Below are 18,910 nucleotides of genomic sequence, written 5' to 3'. Positions count from 1 at the left end.
GTCTAGGGAGTAAAAATGTTAGATATCGTTGAACTATCAAGACTTCAATTTGCTTTAACAGCTATGTATCACTTCATATTTGTGCCTTTAACATTAGGAATGTCATTCTTACTGGCAATTATGGAAACGGTATACGTAGTTAGCGGTAAGCAAATATGGAAGGATATGACAAGATTCTGGGGCAAGTTATTTGCGATTAATTTTGCTCTAGGTGTTGCTACAGGTTTAACCATGGAGTTTCAGTTCGGTACGAACTGGTCTCAATATTCTCATTACGTAGGGGATATTTTTGGTGCACCTTTAGCAATAGAAGGTCTAATGGCCTTTTTCTTAGAGTCAACTATGGTAGGTCTATTTTTCTTTGGTTGGGAGCGCTTGACTAAAGTTAAGCACTTAATTGTTACCTATTGTGTTGCCTTTGGTTCGAATTTATCAGCACTTTGGATTTTAGTTGCTAATGGTTGGATGCAATTCCCAATTGGTTCAGAATTTAATTCTTTTAATGCAAGAATGGAAATGGTTGATTTTTTTGAATTAATAACCAGTCCTGTTGCGCAATTTAAATTTTTCCATACCGTAGCTGCAGGTTATGTAACCGGGGCTATATTTGTATTAGGAATCAGTTCTTATTATTTACTGAGAAATAGAGATACCGCTTTCGCTAAACGTTCTTTTGCAGTTGCGAGTATGTTTGGTTTTATCATGTCTGTTGCAGTCATTTTAATGGGTGATGAAGCCGGGCATGAAATGACAACTGTTCAACCGACTAAACTTGCTGCAATTGAAGGTGAATGGGAAACTCAACCTGCACCCGCGGCATTTAACGTCATTGCTTTCCCTTCTCAATCTCAGAAAAAAAATCTTTTCGAAATCCAAATACCTTATGTAATGGGTCTTATCACCACAAGATCGTTTGATAAAGAAGTAAAAGGTTTGAGAGAAATTATGGTTGATAATGAGGCTCGAATTCGAAACGGTATTTTGGCGTTTGATAGTTTACAAAAAATTAAGCAAGGTAGCCAAGATCCGAAAGTTATCAAACAATTTGAGCAACACCGTCAGGATCTCGGTTATGGTTATTTAGTTAAACGATTTACAGATCGTGATAATATAACTATTCCAGAAGCTACCCAAGCGCATATCAGTGCTGCAGTTGAAGATTCTATCCCTGCAGTTGCGCCGTTATTTTGGTCATTTAGAATAATGGTTGGTTTAGGATTCTTAATGTTATTAGGAATTGCTATAGCGGTATTACTAACATTTAAAAATAAAATTGGTAACCTACGTTGGTTCCATCGTTTCATGGTTTTATGTATTCCATTCCCTTGGATCGCGTGTGAATGTGGTTGGTTTGTCGCAGAATACGGTCGTCAACCTTGGGCAATTGATGGTATTTTACCAACAAGCGTTGCTAACTCTTCTTTAACCGCTGGTGAAGTTTTATTTACCTTGCTCTTAATTTGTGGTTTATATACCTTATTCTTAATAGCAGAATTGTTCTTGATGTTTAAATATGCACGTTTAGGACCTAGTTCATTAGGTACTGGTAAATATCATTATGAAATGACACAACCACAATCGGTTACGCACTAAGGTAAAGGAGTAAGTTAATGTTTGATTATGAAATATTACGTGTTATCTGGTGGGTAATCATCAGCGCCGTATTGATTGGTTTTACCATTACTGATGGATTCGATATGGGTGTTGGGATCTTATTACCTATCATAGGGAAAACGGACAATGAACGCCGAATTATGATTAATTCAATTGCCCCACACTGGGATGGTAATCAGGTTTGGTTAATTACTGCAGGTGCGGGCATATTTGCTGCATGGCCAGATGTTTATGCTGCGTCGTTCTCAGGTTTTTATATAGCCATGATTCTAGTCCTTTGTGCATTATTCTTCAGACCATTAGGATTTGATTACCGTGGTAAATTGGAATGCACAAAATGGCGTAACTTATGGGACTTTGGAATTTTCATTGGTAGCTTTGTACCGGCACTTGTTTTCGGTGTTGCTTTTGGTAACCTATTACAAGGTGTTCCATTCAAATATGACGACTTCCTGCGCGTTTATTATGAAGGGAACTTTTTCGGCTTACTTAACCCTTTTGCCATACTAGCAGGTGTAATTAGCTTAATGCTTATTGTTACTCAAGGTGGGGCATGGCTACAAATGAAAACAACGGGTGAACTATACTTAAAGGCTCGTAAAGCGACTCAGATCTCTGCATTAATTCTTATGGTTGCATTTATTTTGGCTGGTTTATGGGTAATCTTTGGATTACATGGCTATGAGATTACAAGTGTAATGGATCACCGTGCTGACTCTCATCCATTATTTAAATCTGTGTCTACAGAAACTACATGGTTAAATAATTTTAATGCCATACCATTATTATGGGCAGTTCCAGCATTAGCCGTTATTATGCCAATTTTGACGATCATTTTGTCAGGTAAAGATAAAAATGGCTGGGTATTTTTAACATCCTCTTTAACTATTGCAAGTGTACTTATGACATTTGCAATAACAACCTTTCCATTCATTATGCCTTCTAGCATAGTGCCAAATGCAAGTTTGACTATTTGGGATGCAACATCAAGTCAATTAACATTGACAGTAATGTTCTGGGTTGTCGTCATATTTTTACCAATTATTTTACTATATACAATTTGGTCATATATAAAAATGTTTGGTCGATTAAATAAAAGTTATATTGAAAAACATCATCATATACTTTACTAAATTAGTCGGCATAAAAGAGGTTATAAAATGTATTATTTTATTTGGTTTGCTGTGGTAATAGCTGCATGTATGATTTCAGCTAGAACTGGATTATGGTTAGATAAAAAATTAAACGACCAATAATCTTTTAAAATTCATATTAATGAAAGCGAATATTGTAAGATATTCGCTTTTTTATTTTTAATGATAATTGTTTTCATTTGAAAGTCATTATATGATAGTCAGATGCTCAAATTGATATACGTACAAAATTATAAAGTTAATAATTTTTTGTTGTATTATTACAAATTAACTTATTCTTGAGTGGTTAATTTAATATCTTGTATTATATATCATTAGTAGTATCAATAAATTAGTAAAATCTAATTTGCTTAAATATTCATTTATTAATGATAATAATCATTTTATTTCAGATTAATCACTATATAATATTCCTAATAATTTTTAGGATATTGATAATAATGAAAGAGTTTGATTGGCCGATTAGAATTTATTATGAGGATACCGACGCCGGCGGTGTAGTTTATCACGCACGGTATTTGGCATTTTATGAAAGAGCGCGAACTGAAATGTTGCGACAATCCAATATTCAACAGCAAACTTTATTAGAGCAAGCTAGAATAGCTTTTGTTGTAAAAAATATGAATATCAATTATTTGTTGCCAGCCCGTTTAGATGATCTTCTTATTGTAAGAAGTCAGGTTGTGAGTGTTCGTAAAGCATCACTAACTTTTAAGCAACAGATTATTGATGAAGTAAACCGTGTTTATAATGAGGCAGAAGTATTAATTGCTTGTGTTGATCTAAATAAAAATAAACCTTGTGTTTTTCCTAAGTTATTTATTTCGGAGTTTTTATAAGTGGAAAATATGAATATTATTGACTTGTTTTTAAGTGCAAGTCTGTTAGTTCAATTGATAATGATATTATTATTATTTTGTTCAATAGCTTCATGGGCAGTCATCATTCAGAGAAGTGTGATACTCTCTAAAGCTAAAAAGCAAATTAATTATTTCGATAATAAATTTTGGTCTGCGGAAGATCTCAATACCCTTTTTAATGAACTTCAACAACGAAAGACGGGAATTCAAGGAACAGAACATATTTTTTATTCAGGCTTTAAAGAGTTTTCGCGTTTACATCAAATAAATCCTAATATGCCAACTGCAGCATTAGATGGTGCTTCACGTGCGATGCATTTATCTATGAATCGGGAAATTGATAATTTAGACCGATACATATCATTATTAGGTACAGTAGGATCGACTAGTCCCTATGTTGGTTTATTCGGTACCGTATGGGGGATCATGAATGCCTTTATAGCACTAGGTGCTGTAAAACAGGCAACATTACAGATGGTTGCTCCAGGTATTGCTGAGGCTCTTATTGCTACTGCTATCGGTTTATTTGCTGCCATACCAGCAGTTATCGCATACAATCGTTTAACATTAAAAGTTGGCAGAATTGAGCAAAGTTATCTGAACTTTATTGATGAGTTATTAGCAATTTTACAACGTCAAGCTATTGCAATTAGGAAGTAGCAAAATGAGTCGCAGATCGCGTTATTCCCCAAAATCCGAAATAAATATTGTTCCTTTGTTGGATGTATTGCTAGTTTTGGTTTTGATTTTCATGGCCACAGCACCTATTATTAGTCAAAGTGTTGAGGTTGATTTACCTGAAGCCTCAGAGTCAAAAACTGTAACTACTTCTGAAAATAAGCCTATTATTATCGAAGTTTCAGGTGTTGGTGTTTATACTTTAATTATTAATCAAGATCGTTCCAGTAATCTAACAAGAGAACAGATTATTGCTGAGGTTAAACAACAGTTAAGTGTAAATGAGAAAGCGATTTTCTTAATAGGTGGTGGTAAAAATGTCCCTTATGAAGAAATTATTAAGGCTTTAAATATGTTACAATCTGCTGGCGTTAAATCAGTAGGTCTGATGACACAACCGGTATAAATTATTTTCTTTATTATTACTTTTATTAGTTTTAACAACAGGTTACTTACTTTTAAAAGTAATAATTTCTTTATATTCTTAATACTAATTTCTATACTTTCCTATACTCAGTTTTATTTAGTATGTCATAATTTATTAATTAATAAACATAATTATCAGAAGATCACTAACTGAGATAGTCGAAATGTTTTAATACCGTTTAAATTTGTGATGATTTTTAACATCATTAATGCGACAATACACAAATTAGTTTGGCTGTTTTTAATTATACTTATGGCGAAGAAGATCAAATCTAATTTTAGTTTAGCTTTAATTATTTCAATTATCCTCCATTTAGGGCTTATATCAATGTTAGCATATAGTGCATGGCACTATTCATCTTCTTATAATATTAATGATAATGGGCAACAAATTGAAGCCATTATGGTTGACAGTAATATTTTGAATAAACAAAAGCAGCGATTAAAAGAACATGAAATAGCCAGCCAACAAATAAAACAACAACAACAACAGATTATTGAAAAACAAGCTCAAGAATTACAAGAAAAGCAGTTAGCGGAGCAGCAACGCTTAAAACAACTTGCAAAAGAAAGTCTTTTAGCGTCTGAAAAGCAAAAGCAAGAGCAAGAAGCGATTGCCAAGGCTTTAGCCGAAAAGCAGAAACTCGAAAGTGAAGCTATTAAAGCTAAAGAACAACTTGAAGAACAAAAAAAACAAGCATTGATAGCAAAACAAAAAGCCGAAGAAGAGGCCAAACTAGCCGCTCAAAATGCCAAAGCTGAAAAAGAACGAATAGAGGCCGAAAAAAAACAGGCTGAATTGGATAAACAGGCGGCATTGTTAGAAGCAGAAAAAGTTAAAAAAGAGATTGAAAAACAAAAACAATTGCTTGAACAGGAACAGCTAAAAGCTGAACAAGTCAAGCAAGAGAAGTTAAAAGCAGAACAATTAGCTAAACAAAAAGCTGCTGAAGAAAAACAACGACAAAAAGATCTAAACGATATTTTAGGTGGTTTGACGTCTAAGGCGCCAAGTTCTGATGTTAACGCGTCTTCAGCAGATTTAAATCAATTTAAATCAATGGTAATGAGTGCTATAAGTAATAAATTTATAAATCCTAAGCTTTATCAAGGAAAAAATTGTAATCTAAAAATACAATTAGCACCCGATGGTCTATTATTAAATGTCAGTGCGGGAGAGGGTGATCCCGCATTATGTCGTGAAGCTATTTCAGCTACTCGATCAGCTATTTTCCCAAAACCTAAGAATAATCAATTATATAAAGAAGTTAAGAATTTAGATATTAATTTTAGCCCGAAATAAAATTAATTTTTGTACTGATTTAGGCTGATAAATTTAATTTTAATGAAAATATGTATGAAATATTATGAGTGATAATACAGCGATATTTTCGAATGTGTAATAATAGTTAGTTTCAAAATTATGTAAGGAATTTTATGATGTTAAAATTTTCATATCGCTTTCTAATAAGTTGTTTTATTTTGTTTTTTGCTACTTTCTCGAACGCTGATATTAAAATTATTATTACTGATGGTATAAATACTGCTAAACCCATCGCAGTTGTTCCTTTCAAATGGATCGGTAATGGAGCTCCTCCTCAAGATATAGATAGTATTATTGCTTCAGATCTACGTAATAGTGGTAAATTTAATCCAATTGATTCTAGAAAAATGCCTCAATTACCTGATACGGCATCAGCAGTTACACCTAAAGCATGGAGCGCACTTGGTATAGATGCGGTCGTTGTTGGTAACATGAAAGTTGATGCTTCAGGTAATTATTTAATTAGTTATCAATTAGTCGATACAGTTAATAATCCAGGTGAAGTATTAGCACAAAATCAATATTCAATTGAAAAACGTTGGTTACGTTATGCTGCTCACACTGCTAGTGATCAAATTTTTGAAACATTAACGGGAATAAAAGGGGCATTTAGAACACGCATTGCTTATGTCGTGAAGATGAATCGCGGAAAATATACTCATGAATTAAGGGTATCGGATTATGATGGCTATAATCAAATTACAATCCATCGATCAATGCAACCACTCATGTCTCCAACATGGTCTCCTGATGGCAAAAAGTTAGCTTATGTTACCTTTGATGGTGGTAAATCAGCATTGGTAATTAAGACATTAGAAACCGGTGAAATTGAAAAAGTTTCAGATTTTCCGCAACATAATGGTGCACCAGCATTTTCACCAGATGGAAAAAAATTGGCATTTGTTTTATCGAAAGATGGTAATTTGAATTTATACATGATGGAATTATCAAATAAGAAAATTAAGCGTTTAACATTTGGTAGAAGTAACAGTACTGAACCTTCTTGGATGCCAGATAATAAGACTATTGTCTATACTTCAGACCAAACAGGTAGACCACAATTGTATTCAATCAATATCAATAATGGTCTACCACAACGTATAACTTGGGATGGCGTACAAAATCAAAATGCAAGAGTTTCCAACGATGGAAGTTTTCTAGCTATGATTTCAACAAATAATGGTGAACAACATGTAACTAAATTTGATTTTGCGACGAATGGTTATCAAAAATTGACGGATACATTTTTAGATGAAACGCCAAGTATTTCTCCTAATGGAACGATGATTATTTATAGTTCAGCACAGGGTTTGGGAACCATTTTAAATTTAGTTTCTACAGATGGTAATTTTAAAGCTAAGTTACCAGCAACTGATGGACAAGCTAGATTCCCAGCTTGGTCACCTTATTTATAAAAGTGTGTTTATTTGTTATAGTAAGTGTTGTATTCATGGATTTATATAAAATTAGCGAAGATAAAATCAAATTTAACGTAATTTTGGTTCGAAAAATCGCTTAAAGGGATTGAGAATTGATAGTACATTAAATATAGCTCGGATTTTGCGTTGATCTTATCTGCGATATATTTATATTAATGTAATATTTTTATTAGAATTTATGAGGAGTTATAAATGAAATTATCTAAACTTATGCAATGTGCATTTTTCGTTATGCCATTAGTGGTAGCTACTGCATGTAGTACATCTAACCAACCGAATAAAAATGTTTATCATTCACCCGAAGCTACAGTATCCGATTCTGAACAAATTGAAAATATGCGTCAGATTAATACTGTTTACTTCAATTTTGATAAATATAATATTAAATCCGAATTTACAAAAGCACTTGATGAACATGCTAAATTCTTAATTAGTCACCCATCATTTAATATTGTAATTGAAGGACACGCTGATGAACGTGGTACCCCTGAGTATAATATTTCATTAGGTGAACGTCGTGCTTTAGCTGTTAAAGCTTACTTACAAGGTCGTGGTGTTGCCGCAAGTCAAATATCTATAATGTCATATGGTAAAGAAAAACCTGCTGTTTTAGGACATGATGAAGCATCATATTCTAAAAACCGTCGAGCAGTAATTGTATATTAATACTAATTAAAACGGCTACTTTAGTAGCCGTTATTCTAGATGTATTGTGAGATTACTAATGATGCATTTAAATAATAATATACATTATCGAATCGCCATATTGCCTCTTGTTTTTTGAGTCTAATTTATGAAGGTTATTGAAGTTAATGTTTAAAAAATTCGCAAGTTTATCAATTCTTTTTTTTTCATTTCATTCTTGTGCTAATTCTCAAATGGACAGAGTTGTTCAAGCACATGGACAATTATTGACGGAATATCAACAGCAAATTACAGAATTACAAACAGAAGTTGATCAATTAAGAGGTCAATTAGAACAAACAACTTACCTTTTAAATCAAACAATTGAACGTCAAAAAATAATTTTGCAGCAGTTAGCTAATAATTCAAGTCCAAATAATACTACCCGAACATCAGCTTCTACAGTTAAATCGGTACCAACTAGTTTAGCGAATTGGACACCGTCAGGAGATGAAAAAACAGATTATAATTTTATTATTAAATTTGTCATTGACGGTAAAGAATCCAAAGCTGCAATTACAGCATTTCAACAGTTCCTAAAAGATTATCCAAAATCATCCTATCGTGCTAATGTCAATTACTGGTTAGGACAACTGTGCTATAAACAGGGTAGAAAAGATGATGCATCTTTCTATTTTGCTGTAGTTGTAAAAGATTATCCTAAATCAGCAAAAGCAGCAGATAGTTTATATAAGATTGGCGTGATTTTATTAGATAAAGGTGAAAAAGCAAAAGCTAAAGCTGTTTTTGAACAAGTGATTATCCAATATCCAAAAGAGAAATCAATTATATCAGCAACTAACAATAAATTAGCGACTTTAGGCTAAAACGTTTAAATAGTAAGCTATCAATAAGAAAATTAAATAAAAGGGTTGCCAAAGTAGAAAAACACAAGTATTATGCAACCCGAAATAACGAACGGGTCGTTAGCTCAGTCGGTAGAGCAGCGGACTTTTAATCCGTTGGTCGAAGGTTCGAATCCTTCACGACCCACCAACATCCTCAAGTCATCCTATTTTAATTCTATTCATATTTATTTCATATACATATCATCGAACAGTATAGCTTGATTTATTTTCATAAAGACTGACTTATTTATCATTAGCAGTTAGCTTTGTTAATTCATAGTCATATAACAAAATCATCAATAGCATAATTTTAAATTTATTGTAAAAAAATAAATTATTTTTTCTCTACTCTGATTTCATGATTTAAATGATTGTAATAAAAACTATTATTAAAAAATAAAGATTGATAGATATGTAAACTTCTTTGTAGAATATTTGTTGACTTTTATTTGTCATTTTAGCGTTACTTTTGTTAATGTTCTTCTATCGATACTATTTTTTAAACATAAGGCATTAATTATAAACATTTATAATTAATTATGAAATAATATTATTTAAATTCAAATGGTTACTTTAGTAATGTTTTTAACACTTCCTTTTTCTGTGGTTTTTGTGGTAAATTCTTTATTTTATATCAATACTCTACGAGATAATAACAATGAAACTAGAGGAAATTGCCCGCCTAGCTGGTGTATCTAGAACTACTGCTAGTTATGTTATAAATGGTAAGGCAAAACAATATAGGGTTAGCGATAAAACAATAGCAAAAGTAACAGAAATTGTAAAAAAGTATAATTTCCGACCTAATATTGTTGCAGCTGGCTTAAGAGTTGGCAAGACGAATACAATAGGTATTATCATTCCAGACTTAGAAAACAGTAGCTATATTAAAATTGCTAATCATCTTGAACAAAAGGTAAGAGAATCTGGCTATCAATTGTTAATATCTTGCTCAGAAGATAATCCTGAGATCGAAAAACGTTGTATACTCCATTTAAAGCAAAGACACGTTGACGCTATTATCGTTTCTTCTTCATTTATTTCTGATTATTCTTTTTATGATCATTGGGATAATAATAATATTCCAATATTTGGACTAGATAGACCTTTAAATCCCTCTAAATTCAAAAGTATTTTGGGTGCTGATTCACGTGATGCTCAGTTATTAGCAACTGAATTTATCAATTTAATTGGTAATGAAAATATTGTCTATGTTGGTGCTTCTCCCGATTTATTCATTAGCTATTTGCGTAAATGTGGATTCAAGACAAGTGCTAAATCTATTAGAAATCATATTGATTACCTTTACGCAGAAGATTATAGCCGAGAAGCTGCTTATTATTGCTTTAAAAACTGGTTACATCATAATGCCATGCCAAATGCATTATTTGTGACATCTTTTTCATTATTACAAGGCGTAATTGATGCGATCTTATCAAAAAATCAAGTACTACCTAATAATTTGGTTATCGCAACCTTTGGCGATAATGAATTATTGGATTTCTTGCCGTGTAATGTCATTAGCCTTGCTCAAGATCATAAAATGATAGCTGAAGTAACAGTCAATACCTTACTTAATAAATTGGTTAAGCAGGACAATTATGAACCGGGTTATACTGAAATTAATCGAAAATTAAAATACCGAGGACGATTAAATCGTTATAGTTTTAAAACCAATTCCTTAGTAAAAATGTGATAATAATCTCATTCTTTATAATTAGAATAAAAATAGATTGCTAAATTGGGTCTTTCTTAGCATTATAGCTGAAACGATTCAATTGATTGTTAGATTCGTATTCCCAAAAAATGATGAATAAGGAGTTTTTATGTTGCAGCTCACGCAAGATGATATCTATTTGAATCAGCAAGCTGATAATAAACAAGAAGCTATAAAACAAATAGCTCATGCCTTGACTGAAAAAAAATATGTTGAAGAAGGTTATGTCAATGGCATGTTAGAACGTGAATCTCAAGCTGCTACTTATTTAGGCAGTGGCATTGCCATTCCTCATGGTACAACGACAACTCGACATTTAGTTAAGAAAACAGGCGTACAAGTATTTTGTTTTCCAGAAGGTGTTGCATGGGGCGATGATGGTGAGAAAGCATATATTGCTATTGGTATTGCTGCAAGCTCAGATGAGCATTTGACATTATTGCGTCAATTAACGCATGTGCTTGGTGATGATGATATAGAAACAAGAATCAAACAGATTCAAACCAAACAAGATGCTATTACATTATTAACAGGCAAAAAAGATGAAACTGATGATGAATCAGTCACATTAAATGACTCACTATTGTTATTAGATATTCCAGCAGATGATCTAGCTACTTTACAAGCTTTAAATGCATCAAGATTAAAATATATTAAAGCAATCGACACTCAATTTGTTATAAATGCTTTGGATAATAAACCTTATCATCTTGGAAATGGTGTTTGGTTAAACGATAGTCATGAAGGTAATTTAAAAAATGCTATTGTGATTAGTCGTGTAAGTGATGATCTTACAGAAGACAATTTACCCGTTAAGATGCTACTAACTATCGCCAGCAAAAATGATGCTATTAATCCGATTATGAATCGGTTAGCTTCTCTATCATATCATCAGCAATTGTCTCAATTGGTCAAGGGTGATAAAACTCAAATTTTATCATTATTGATGGATGATAGTCCTCAAAGTAATCCATCAAAAACTAATGATACCTCGACCATACAAGAACCATCGGCAGACGATGCAACGCAGGTTCGAGAATTTATTATAATCAATCCAAATGGCATACATACTCGTCCTGCATCAATGCTAGTTAAGATAGCAAAAGAATTTAATAGTAAAATTTCCATCGCAAATCTTGATGGTACAGGAAAACCAGTTAGTGCAACCAGTTTAATGAAAATTGTGACTCTAGGTGCTAAAAAGGGCCATCGTTTACAAGTTATAGCTAAGGGTGAAGATGCTTTACAAGCATTAGATGCTATAGGTCAAGCTATTGCGGATGGTTTTGGAGAAGGAAGTGAATAATGAGTAATCGAGTTGTAACTTTCACATTGAATCCTGCCTATGATTTATTAGGTTATTGCCCAAACATTGAACTTGGAGACGTTAATTTAGTAAATACCAATGATTTTTTACCGGCAGGGAAAGGAATTAATGTCGCTAAGGTATTATGTGATTTAGATCATCAGGTAACCGTTGGGGGTTTTTTAGGAGAAGATAATTGCGAAGCATTTAATCATCTCTTTGACAAATTAGGTATTGAAAATAAATTTCAAACAGTAACTGGAAGTACACGTATTAATGTTAAATTGACTGACCAGAATGGCGAGGTCACTGATCTAAACTTTTCCGGTTTTTCAATTAATGAAGGACAATGGGCAAATTTCGTAAAGAGTTCTCTTGATTTCATAAAGAACACAGATATTGTTGTTATCAGCGGTAGCTTACCAACAGGAATCAATTTGGAAGATTTTACTGATTGGATTAAACAAGTAAAATCAATATGTTCCAAAGTTATTTTTGATAGTAGTCGCAATGCTTTAATTGCTGGGTTAAAAGCTAAACCGTGGTTAATAAAACCTAACGATAAAGAACTAGAAATGTTAGTTGGTTATCCATTAACATCAATTAACGAAATTAAACAGGCTGCGATGGATCTAGTCAATCAAGGTATAAACAATGTCATTGTTTCTTTAGGAAGCAAAGGTGCATTGTGGGTAACCAAAGATGAATACTGGATTGCTACACCACCAAAATGCCAGGTTGTTAGTACGGTTGGGGCTGGCGATACAATGGTTGCTGGTATTGTGCACGGATTATTATCAAACTTTTCAATTCAACAAACTTTAATTTTCGCCTCTGCTGTTTCAGCGCTATCGGTTAGCCAAGCTGGAGTCGGTATTTCAGATATGGCTAAATTAAATAGTATGCTTGAGCAAATAAATACCATTGCTGGAAAGGAGAAAAAATGAGTATATATATTACTACGACAAATCAAACGGGACCTGCAATTGCTAAACTAATAAAAGCAGAATTAAATTTAGCTGCAAAGGAAATAAATGAAACAATTGCAGAAAATGTGAATACTGCTGATGTAACGATTTTGATTGGTAAGGGTACGTCGACCGATCTAGTTCTTAATGGGAAAAACGTATATTCAGTATCAAATGTAGATGAAGTTTTTGCTAATCCAAAACAAATATTGAAGGATGCAGCTACAAAAGCTAAATCTTATATCATGTCTTCCGTCGATGAGAAAGCAACGTCAGCTGATTCTGACATGAAAAGAATTGTGGCGATTACGGCTTGTCCTACGGGTGTTGCACATACCTTTATGGCAGCCGAAGCAATAGAAGAGGAAGCTAAAAAGCGTGGTTGGTGGTGTAAAGTTGAAACTCGTGGATCGGTCGGTGTCGGTAACGAATTAACGGCTGAAGAAATTGCTTCAGCTGATATTGTCATCGTGGCATGCGATATTGAGGTAGATTTAAGTAAATTTGCCGGAAAATTGGTTTATCGAACAAAGACAGGACCGGCACTTAAGAAAACAGCTCAAGAATTTGATCGTGCATTTAAAGAAGCGCAAATTTATCAACCAACTTCTACAGTAAAATCCACGACAACAAAAGAGAAAAAAGGTATTTACCAGCATTTGTTAACCGGTATTTCTTATATGTTACCGATGGTAGTAGCGGGTGGATTAATTACAGCCTTATCTTTTGCTCTAGGTCATTTTGAAGATGTTCCTAAGCTCGTTAAAGTTATAGTAGAGGGTGTCGAAGTGACCAAAACATCGATGGTCAATACATTAGTTGGTGAACCTCATTTTGGCGAAATAGGAAGTCTTGCTTTTAAATTAATGATTCCATTATTATCGGGTTACATTAGCTATTCAATAGCAGACAGACCTGGCTTAGCCCCTGGCTTTGTTGGTGGATTTTTAGCTTCTGAAATTAAGGCAGGATTCTTAGGTGGAATTGTTGCAGGTTATTTTGCTGGTTATGTAGCATTGTTGTTAACTCGCTTTATTAAATTACCACAGAGTATGAGCGCATTAAAACCAATTTTAATAGTACCAGTACTCGCAACTTTAGCTACTGGTTTGGCTATGCAATTTGTCATTGGAGGGCCTATTGCTTATTTGATGGCAGCATTAGATGCATGGTTAGAAAATATGGGTAACTCTTCATCAGCAGTTATTTTAGGTGCTGTTTTAGGTGCCATGATGTGTACTGATATGGGGGGACCATTGAATAAAGTTGCCTATGCATCAGGTGTAGGATTTATTGCGACGCAACAGTATGCTCCAATGGCTGCAATTATGGCAGGCGGAATGGTGCCTCCTTTAGCGATGAGTATTGCAACCTTTTTAGCACGTAATAAATTCAATGAAACTGAACGAGGCAGTGGTAAGGCAGCATTTGTATTAGGGTTATGTTTTATTTCTGAAGGTGCGATTCCATTTGCAGCTCGAGATCCGCTTCGTGTGATACCAAGTTGTATCATCGGCGGTGCCATTGCAGGTGGACTAGCTTTATTATGGGAAACAACATTAAGAACCCCACATGGTGGATTGTTTGCGCTAGTTATTCCTGGCGTAGTAGAACATCCGGTTAAATATCTATTAGCAATTACTATTGGTTCAATTGTTGGTGGTACTATTTATGCTATTATTAAAAAGCCAGAAACTAATCTAGAAAAAGAAGCAGAAGAATCGGTTGCTTAACTTATTTTGTTATTGCTTTAACTAATAATTTAATAATAATAGCGAGGTTATTTCCTCGCTTTTTTTTATTGAAAATTTAATATTTTAATAACGTATCGAATTTAATTGAGAAAATAATCAAGGTACTGATAATGATAGAATGTGTTAATAGACGTTGAGTGAACATAAAAAAACCTGCTTCTTGCAGGTTTTAATATTTGAAATTTGGCTCCTCCAACTGGACTCGAACCAGTGACATACGGATTAACAGTCCGCCGTTCTACCGACTGAACTATGGAGGAACATATGGAGCGGAATATTAACGATCTCTTGCAAAAGAGTCAATAAAAAAACGTTAAAAAGAGTTTGATTGGTTAGTCAGTAATCATTTTAATAAAATAACCTACCATAATTGATATTATGATAAAATAATTAACTTCAAATATTTTAATTTGTTGGCATAAATGAAAAAGAACATCTGTGTATTTTGTGGGGCAAGTTTAGGGCAGGATATTGAATATCAAACAGCAGCTAAACAGTTAGGTAAATTAATTGCTAGTCAAAATCGACGATTGATATATGGGGGAGGCAATAAAGGGTTGATGGGAGTTATTGCTAATGAGGTATTAGAAAATGGCGGAGAAGTCATCGGCATTATACCAGAAGCACTTGTAAAGGCTGAAACCGCCCATCATGGTATTACCCAATTACAAGTCGTTAACGATATGCATGCCCGCAAGGCAAGAATGGCTGAACTTGCAGATGGTTTCATTGCTATGCCTGGTGGATCAGGCACATTAGAGGAAATTTTTGAAGTCTGGACTGGTGCACAAATCGGTTACCATGAGAAGCCTGTTGCTTTATTGAATGTTAAACTATTCTGGCAACCTATGTTGCAATTTTTAAATCATGCGGTTAATGAGGGTTTTATACGACAAAGTTTCTATAATACGCTGATTGTGTCAGATTCACCTTCTCATTTACTGCAAACGATGGATCAGTATATTCCTAAAGATCTTAATCGTTGGATTAAAAGATAAGTAATAATTAATAATAGGTTAAAATGTAATTAATGAATCTTCTTAAGTCATTAGCTACCGTCAGTTCTATGACGATGGTTTCACGTCTATTAGGTTTTATTCGTGATGCGATTATTGCACGTTATTTTGGTGCTGGCATGGCAACCGATGCATTTTTCGTAGCATTCAAAATCCCTAATTTATTGCGTCGTATTTTTGCAGAAGGCGCATTTTCACAAGCTTTTGTTCCAATATTAGCTGAATATAAGAGTCAGCAAGGTGATGAGGCTAGCCGAACTTTTATCGCCTATATTGCTGGATTATTAACATTAGTTCTCGCTGTTATTACAATAGTTGGCGTTATTGCGGCACCAATTATTATTTATATTACGGCACCGGGTTTCAGTGAACCTGTGGAAAAATTTGAATTAGCCACGACAATGTTACGTATTACATTTCCTTATATTCTGTTTATTTCATTAGCTTCGTTGACTGGTGCAATACTAAATACTTGGAATCGTTTTTCGGTGCCTGCTTTTGCCCCTGTTTTTTTGAATCTAAGTATGATCGGCTTTACTCTTTTAGCATCAAGTTATTTTCATCCACCAATTTTGGCACTTGCGTTTGCAGTATTAGTGGGTGGCATTCTACAATTGCTATATCAATTACCCTATTTAAAAAAGATTGGTATGTTAGTCCTACCACGTATTGATTTAAAAAATAGTGGTGTGTGGCGAGTATTAAAGCAAATGGGTCCAGCAATTTTAGGCGTATCGGTAGGGCAAATATCATTAATCATTAACACAATTTTTGCATCTTTTCTTATTTCAGGATCCGTATCATGGATGTATTATGCTGATCGGCTAATGGAGTTTCCCTCGGGTGTGCTAGCGGTTGCTTTAGGTACTATATTATTGCCTTCTTTATCGAAAAGTGTTGCGAAAGGTGATTTCAAACAATATTCAGAATTGCTAGATTGGGGATTACGTCTCTGTTTATTATTAGCTTTACCTGCAGCAGTTGGTTTAGGTGTAATATCAAAACCTCTAATATCAACATTATTTGAATACGGACATTTTTCCCAAACTGATACTATCATGACGCAACAAGCATTAATTGCTTATTCATTTGGTTTATTAGGCTTGATGTTAGTAAAAATATTAGCGCCTGGATTTTATTCTCGACAAGACATTAAAACGCCAGTCAAAATTGCTATGTTTACTTTACTTTTTACACAGTTAATGAATATAGCATTGATCGGTACTTTTAAACATGCAGGCCTAGCCCTATCAATAAGTATTGCTGCCTGTTTCAATGCCACATTATTATTTTGGCAATTAATAAAACAGCGACACTATAAACCGCAACCTCACTGGTTACCATTTATTTTAAGAGTATCTACTGCTGTTATTATTATGGCACTGGTATTATGGTTTGGTAGTGAACTTTTACCTGATTGGTCAACAGGGAGTATGCTATCACGTTTCGGTCGATTGCTAATTTTAGTGGTAGCAGGTATAGTCACTTATTTTGTTTCTCTTTTATTGTTAGGTTTGAAACTCAAACAATTTTTGAAACGCATCGATTAAATTATTTATTAATTAACTATTAAATATGCTTGTTATAATAAAAGTAAATTATGACGGTATTATTATCACTAATGAAACTAACTTAGAATAATGTTAAACTACTTTTGTAGTATTGAGTCAATAACTTAATGTAAATAATCCATGACAAATAAACCCTTTAAACAAGAGCGTGAAGCTAACATTCATAGCTCGAAATTACCACCACACTCTATTGAGGCAGAACAGGCTGTACTAGGCAGTTTAATGATTGATAATCAACGTTGGGATCGTGTTGCCGAAACAATTACAGAACGCGATTTTTATTCTCGACACCACCAACTCATTTTTGCTGAAATGCAAAATTTGGCTAGTAAGGCTATACCAATTGACTTAATTACATTGTCAGAGAGTTTAGAAAGTAAAGATATTTTGAGTGATGTTGGTGGTTTTGCTTATTTGGCTGAATTATCTAAAAATACACCTAGTGCTATCAATGTGGTCGCTTACACGGAGATTATTCGTCAACAAGCAATATTACGTGAATTAATCAGTGCATCCAATGACATAGCAGATAATGCTTATGCTACAGAAGGGCGAAGTAGTGAAGAAATCTTAGATTTAGCTGAAACAAAGGTTTTTCAAATAGCAGAACAACGTGCTAAACAAGGTGTAGGACCTAAAAGTATCACATCAGTTCTTGAAGATACTGTAGCAAAGATTGAAGAATTATTTCAGAAACCACATGATGGTGTAACTGGGGTTTCTACAGGTTTTATTGATCTTGATAAAAAGACAGCTGGTTTACAGCGTTCAGATTTAATTATTGTTGCAGCAAGGCCATCTATGGGGAAAACAACCTTTGCTATGAATTTATGCGAAAATGCAGCAATGATGCAAGATAAGCCGGTGTTAATTTTCAGTTTAGAAATGCCAGCTGAACAAATTATGATGCGTATGTTAGCGTCATTATCACGCGTTGATCAAACTAAAATTAGAACAGGACAACTTGATGATGATGATTGGGCTAGAATATCCAGCACGATGGGGATTTTGCTCGAAAAGAAAAATATGTACATTGATGACTCATCAGGTTTAACGCCGATGGAATTACGTTCACGAGCACGCCGAATCTATCGCGAGCATAATGGTCTTAGTATGATTATGGTTGACTATTTACAGCTGATGCGTGTGCCTAATATATCGGAAAATAGAACTTTAGAAATTGCTGAAATCTCGCGATCACTAAAAGCATTGGCGAAAGAATTGCAAGTACCCGTTGTTGCACTTTCTCAGCTTAATCGTGGTTTAGAACAACGATCTGATAAACGCCCAGTTAACTCAGATTTACGTGAATCAGGTTCTATTGAACAAGATGCTGATGTGATTATGTTTATTTATCGTGATGAAGTTTATAATGAAACTTCTGATCATAAAGGTGTTGCGGAAATTATTCTAGGTAAACAACGTAATGGTCCGATCGGTAAAGTGCGTCTGAAATTTCAGGGGCAATGGTCTCGTTTTGATAATTATGCTAATGCAGCAGATTATTTTGATGATGAATAATTATTCGTAATGTAACTATGTTATTAACAA

At 33.8% G+C, this 18,910-nt stretch carries 16 protein-coding genes and 2 tRNA genes; 17 read left to right on the top strand and 1 reads right to left on the bottom strand.

What is annotated here, in order from left to right; translation table 11 throughout:
• Nucleotides 1-15: 15 nt before the first annotated feature.
• From FPB0191_RS07440 to FPB0191_RS07375, 14 genes are all read left to right on the top strand, one after another.
• The gene (locus FPB0191_RS07440; protein ID WP_039105055.1) at nt 16-1,593 is read left to right on the top strand and encodes a cytochrome ubiquinol oxidase subunit I; all 1,578 of its coding nucleotides are present in this window, start codon (nt 16-18) and stop codon (nt 1,591-1,593) included.
• 17 nt (nt 1,594-1,610) lie between these two features.
• Nucleotides 1,611-2,747: a cytochrome d ubiquinol oxidase subunit II gene (gene cydB, locus FPB0191_RS07435; protein ID WP_039105053.1), complete on the top strand. Its 1,137-nt coding sequence runs from the start codon at nt 1,611-1,613 to the stop codon at nt 2,745-2,747.
• Between the two features lie 461 nt (nt 2,748-3,208).
• A complete protein-coding gene (ybgC, locus tag FPB0191_RS07430; protein ID WP_039105051.1) occupies nt 3,209-3,607 on the top strand; it encodes a tol-pal system-associated acyl-CoA thioesterase in 399 nt (132 codons plus the stop codon).
• Complete coding sequence (tolQ, locus tag FPB0191_RS07425) at nt 3,608-4,288, top strand: protein TolQ (RefSeq protein WP_039105050.1); 681 nt, start codon at nt 3,608-3,610, stop codon at nt 4,286-4,288.
• Between the two features lie 4 nt (nt 4,289-4,292).
• Entirely contained in the window at nt 4,293-4,712 is a 420-nt protein-coding gene (gene tolR, locus FPB0191_RS07420; RefSeq protein WP_039105048.1) for a colicin uptake protein TolR, read from the top strand.
• A gap of 210 nt (nt 4,713-4,922) precedes the next feature.
• A complete protein-coding gene (gene tolA, locus FPB0191_RS07415; RefSeq protein WP_082018274.1) occupies nt 4,923-6,035 on the top strand; it encodes a cell envelope integrity protein TolA in 1,113 nt (370 codons plus the stop codon).
• 137 nt (nt 6,036-6,172) lie between these two features.
• Nucleotides 6,173-7,471 (top strand): Tol-Pal system beta propeller repeat protein TolB, encoded by a 1,299-nt coding sequence (gene tolB, locus FPB0191_RS07410; RefSeq protein WP_039105046.1) that lies wholly within the window; start codon nt 6,173-6,175, stop codon nt 7,469-7,471.
• 216 nt (nt 7,472-7,687) lie between these two features.
• Nucleotides 7,688-8,161 (top strand): peptidoglycan-associated lipoprotein Pal, encoded by a 474-nt coding sequence (pal, locus tag FPB0191_RS07405; RefSeq protein ID WP_039105044.1) that lies wholly within the window; start codon nt 7,688-7,690, stop codon nt 8,159-8,161.
• 146 nt (nt 8,162-8,307) lie between these two features.
• Nucleotides 8,308-9,006, top strand: coding sequence for a tol-pal system protein YbgF (gene ybgF / locus FPB0191_RS07400; protein WP_052236859.1), 699 nt, complete (start codon nt 8,308-8,310; stop codon nt 9,004-9,006).
• Between the two features lie 93 nt (nt 9,007-9,099).
• Nucleotides 9,100-9,175, top strand: a tRNA-Lys gene (locus tag FPB0191_RS07395).
• A gap of 510 nt (nt 9,176-9,685) precedes the next feature.
• Nucleotides 9,686-10,723, top strand: coding sequence for a catabolite repressor/activator (gene cra, locus FPB0191_RS07390; RefSeq protein ID WP_039105042.1), 1,038 nt, complete (start codon nt 9,686-9,688; stop codon nt 10,721-10,723).
• Between the two features lie 130 nt (nt 10,724-10,853).
• A complete protein-coding gene (gene fruB, locus FPB0191_RS07385; protein ID WP_039105040.1) occupies nt 10,854-12,050 on the top strand; it encodes a fused PTS fructose transporter subunit IIA/HPr protein in 1,197 nt (398 codons plus the stop codon).
• A complete protein-coding gene (gene fruK, locus FPB0191_RS07380; protein WP_039105039.1) occupies nt 12,050-12,997 on the top strand; it encodes a 1-phosphofructokinase in 948 nt (315 codons plus the stop codon). Before fruB ends, fruK begins: the two co-directional genes overlap by 1 nt.
• Nucleotides 12,994-14,751 carry a fructose-specific PTS transporter subunit EIIC gene (locus FPB0191_RS07375; protein WP_039105038.1) on the top strand — a complete coding sequence of 586 codons (1,758 nt, stop codon included), beginning with the start codon at nt 12,994-12,996 and terminating at the stop codon, nt 14,749-14,751. The genes fruK and FPB0191_RS07375 overlap by 4 nt, the downstream gene beginning before the upstream one ends.
• A 205-nt stretch (nt 14,752-14,956) precedes the next feature.
• On the opposite strand, the gene FPB0191_RS07370 is transcribed toward FPB0191_RS07375, so the two are convergent.
• A tRNA-Asn gene (locus FPB0191_RS07370) sits at nt 14,957-15,032 on the bottom strand.
• Between the two features lie 162 nt (nt 15,033-15,194).
• Here FPB0191_RS07370 and FPB0191_RS07365 point away from each other — a divergent pair.
• The 3 genes from FPB0191_RS07365 to dnaB all read left to right on the top strand — a co-directional run bounded on the left by FPB0191_RS07365 (nt 15,195) and on the right by dnaB (nt 18,880).
• The gene (locus FPB0191_RS07365; RefSeq protein ID WP_039105036.1) at nt 15,195-15,770 is read left to right on the top strand and encodes an LOG family protein; all 576 of its coding nucleotides are present in this window, start codon (nt 15,195-15,197) and stop codon (nt 15,768-15,770) included.
• A 32-nt stretch (nt 15,771-15,802) separates the two neighbouring features.
• Nucleotides 15,803-17,338 (top strand): murein biosynthesis integral membrane protein MurJ, encoded by a 1,536-nt coding sequence (murJ, locus tag FPB0191_RS07360; RefSeq protein WP_039105034.1) that lies wholly within the window; start codon nt 15,803-15,805, stop codon nt 17,336-17,338.
• Nucleotides 17,339-17,479: 141 nt separating this feature from the next.
• The gene (dnaB, locus tag FPB0191_RS07355) at nt 17,480-18,880 is read left to right on the top strand and encodes a replicative DNA helicase (protein WP_039105033.1); all 1,401 of its coding nucleotides are present in this window, start codon (nt 17,480-17,482) and stop codon (nt 18,878-18,880) included.
• Nucleotides 18,881-18,910: the final 30 nt, after the last annotated feature.

It is taken from the genome of Frischella perrara (assembly GCF_000807275.1).
In the GTDB taxonomy this organism is placed as follows: domain Bacteria; phylum Pseudomonadota; class Gammaproteobacteria; order Enterobacterales; family Orbaceae; genus Frischella; species Frischella perrara.
Note: the sequence above shows the minus strand (reverse complement) of the source record. Positions and strands in the feature narration are given on the sequence as shown.

Coding starts and splice junctions, on each gene's coding strand:
- FPB0191_RS07440 (WP_039105055.1), top strand. CDS start 16: ATGTTAGATATCGTTGAACTATCAAGACTTCAATTTGCTTTAACAGCT.
- cydB (WP_039105053.1), top strand. CDS start 1,611: ATGTTTGATTATGAAATATTACGTGTTATCTGGTGGGTAATCATCAGC.
- ybgC (WP_039105051.1), top strand. CDS start 3,209: ATGAAAGAGTTTGATTGGCCGATTAGAATTTATTATGAGGATACCGAC.
- tolR (WP_039105048.1), top strand. CDS start 4,293: ATGAGTCGCAGATCGCGTTATTCCCCAAAATCCGAAATAAATATTGTT.
- tolA (WP_082018274.1), top strand. CDS start 4,923: ATGATTTTTAACATCATTAATGCGACAATACACAAATTAGTTTGGCTG.
- tolB (WP_039105046.1), top strand. CDS start 6,173: ATGTTAAAATTTTCATATCGCTTTCTAATAAGTTGTTTTATTTTGTTT.
- pal (WP_039105044.1), top strand. CDS start 7,688: ATGAAATTATCTAAACTTATGCAATGTGCATTTTTCGTTATGCCATTA.
- ybgF (WP_052236859.1), top strand. CDS start 8,308: ATGTTTAAAAAATTCGCAAGTTTATCAATTCTTTTTTTTTCATTTCAT.
- cra (WP_039105042.1), top strand. CDS start 9,686: ATGAAACTAGAGGAAATTGCCCGCCTAGCTGGTGTATCTAGAACTACT.
- fruB (WP_039105040.1), top strand. CDS start 10,854: ATGTTGCAGCTCACGCAAGATGATATCTATTTGAATCAGCAAGCTGAT.
- fruK (WP_039105039.1), top strand. CDS start 12,050: ATGAGTAATCGAGTTGTAACTTTCACATTGAATCCTGCCTATGATTTA.
- FPB0191_RS07375 (WP_039105038.1), top strand. CDS start 12,994: ATGAGTATATATATTACTACGACAAATCAAACGGGACCTGCAATTGCT.
- FPB0191_RS07365 (WP_039105036.1), top strand. CDS start 15,195: ATGAAAAAGAACATCTGTGTATTTTGTGGGGCAAGTTTAGGGCAGGAT.
- murJ (WP_039105034.1), top strand. CDS start 15,803: ATGAATCTTCTTAAGTCATTAGCTACCGTCAGTTCTATGACGATGGTT.
- dnaB (WP_039105033.1), top strand. CDS start 17,480: ATGACAAATAAACCCTTTAAACAAGAGCGTGAAGCTAACATTCATAGC.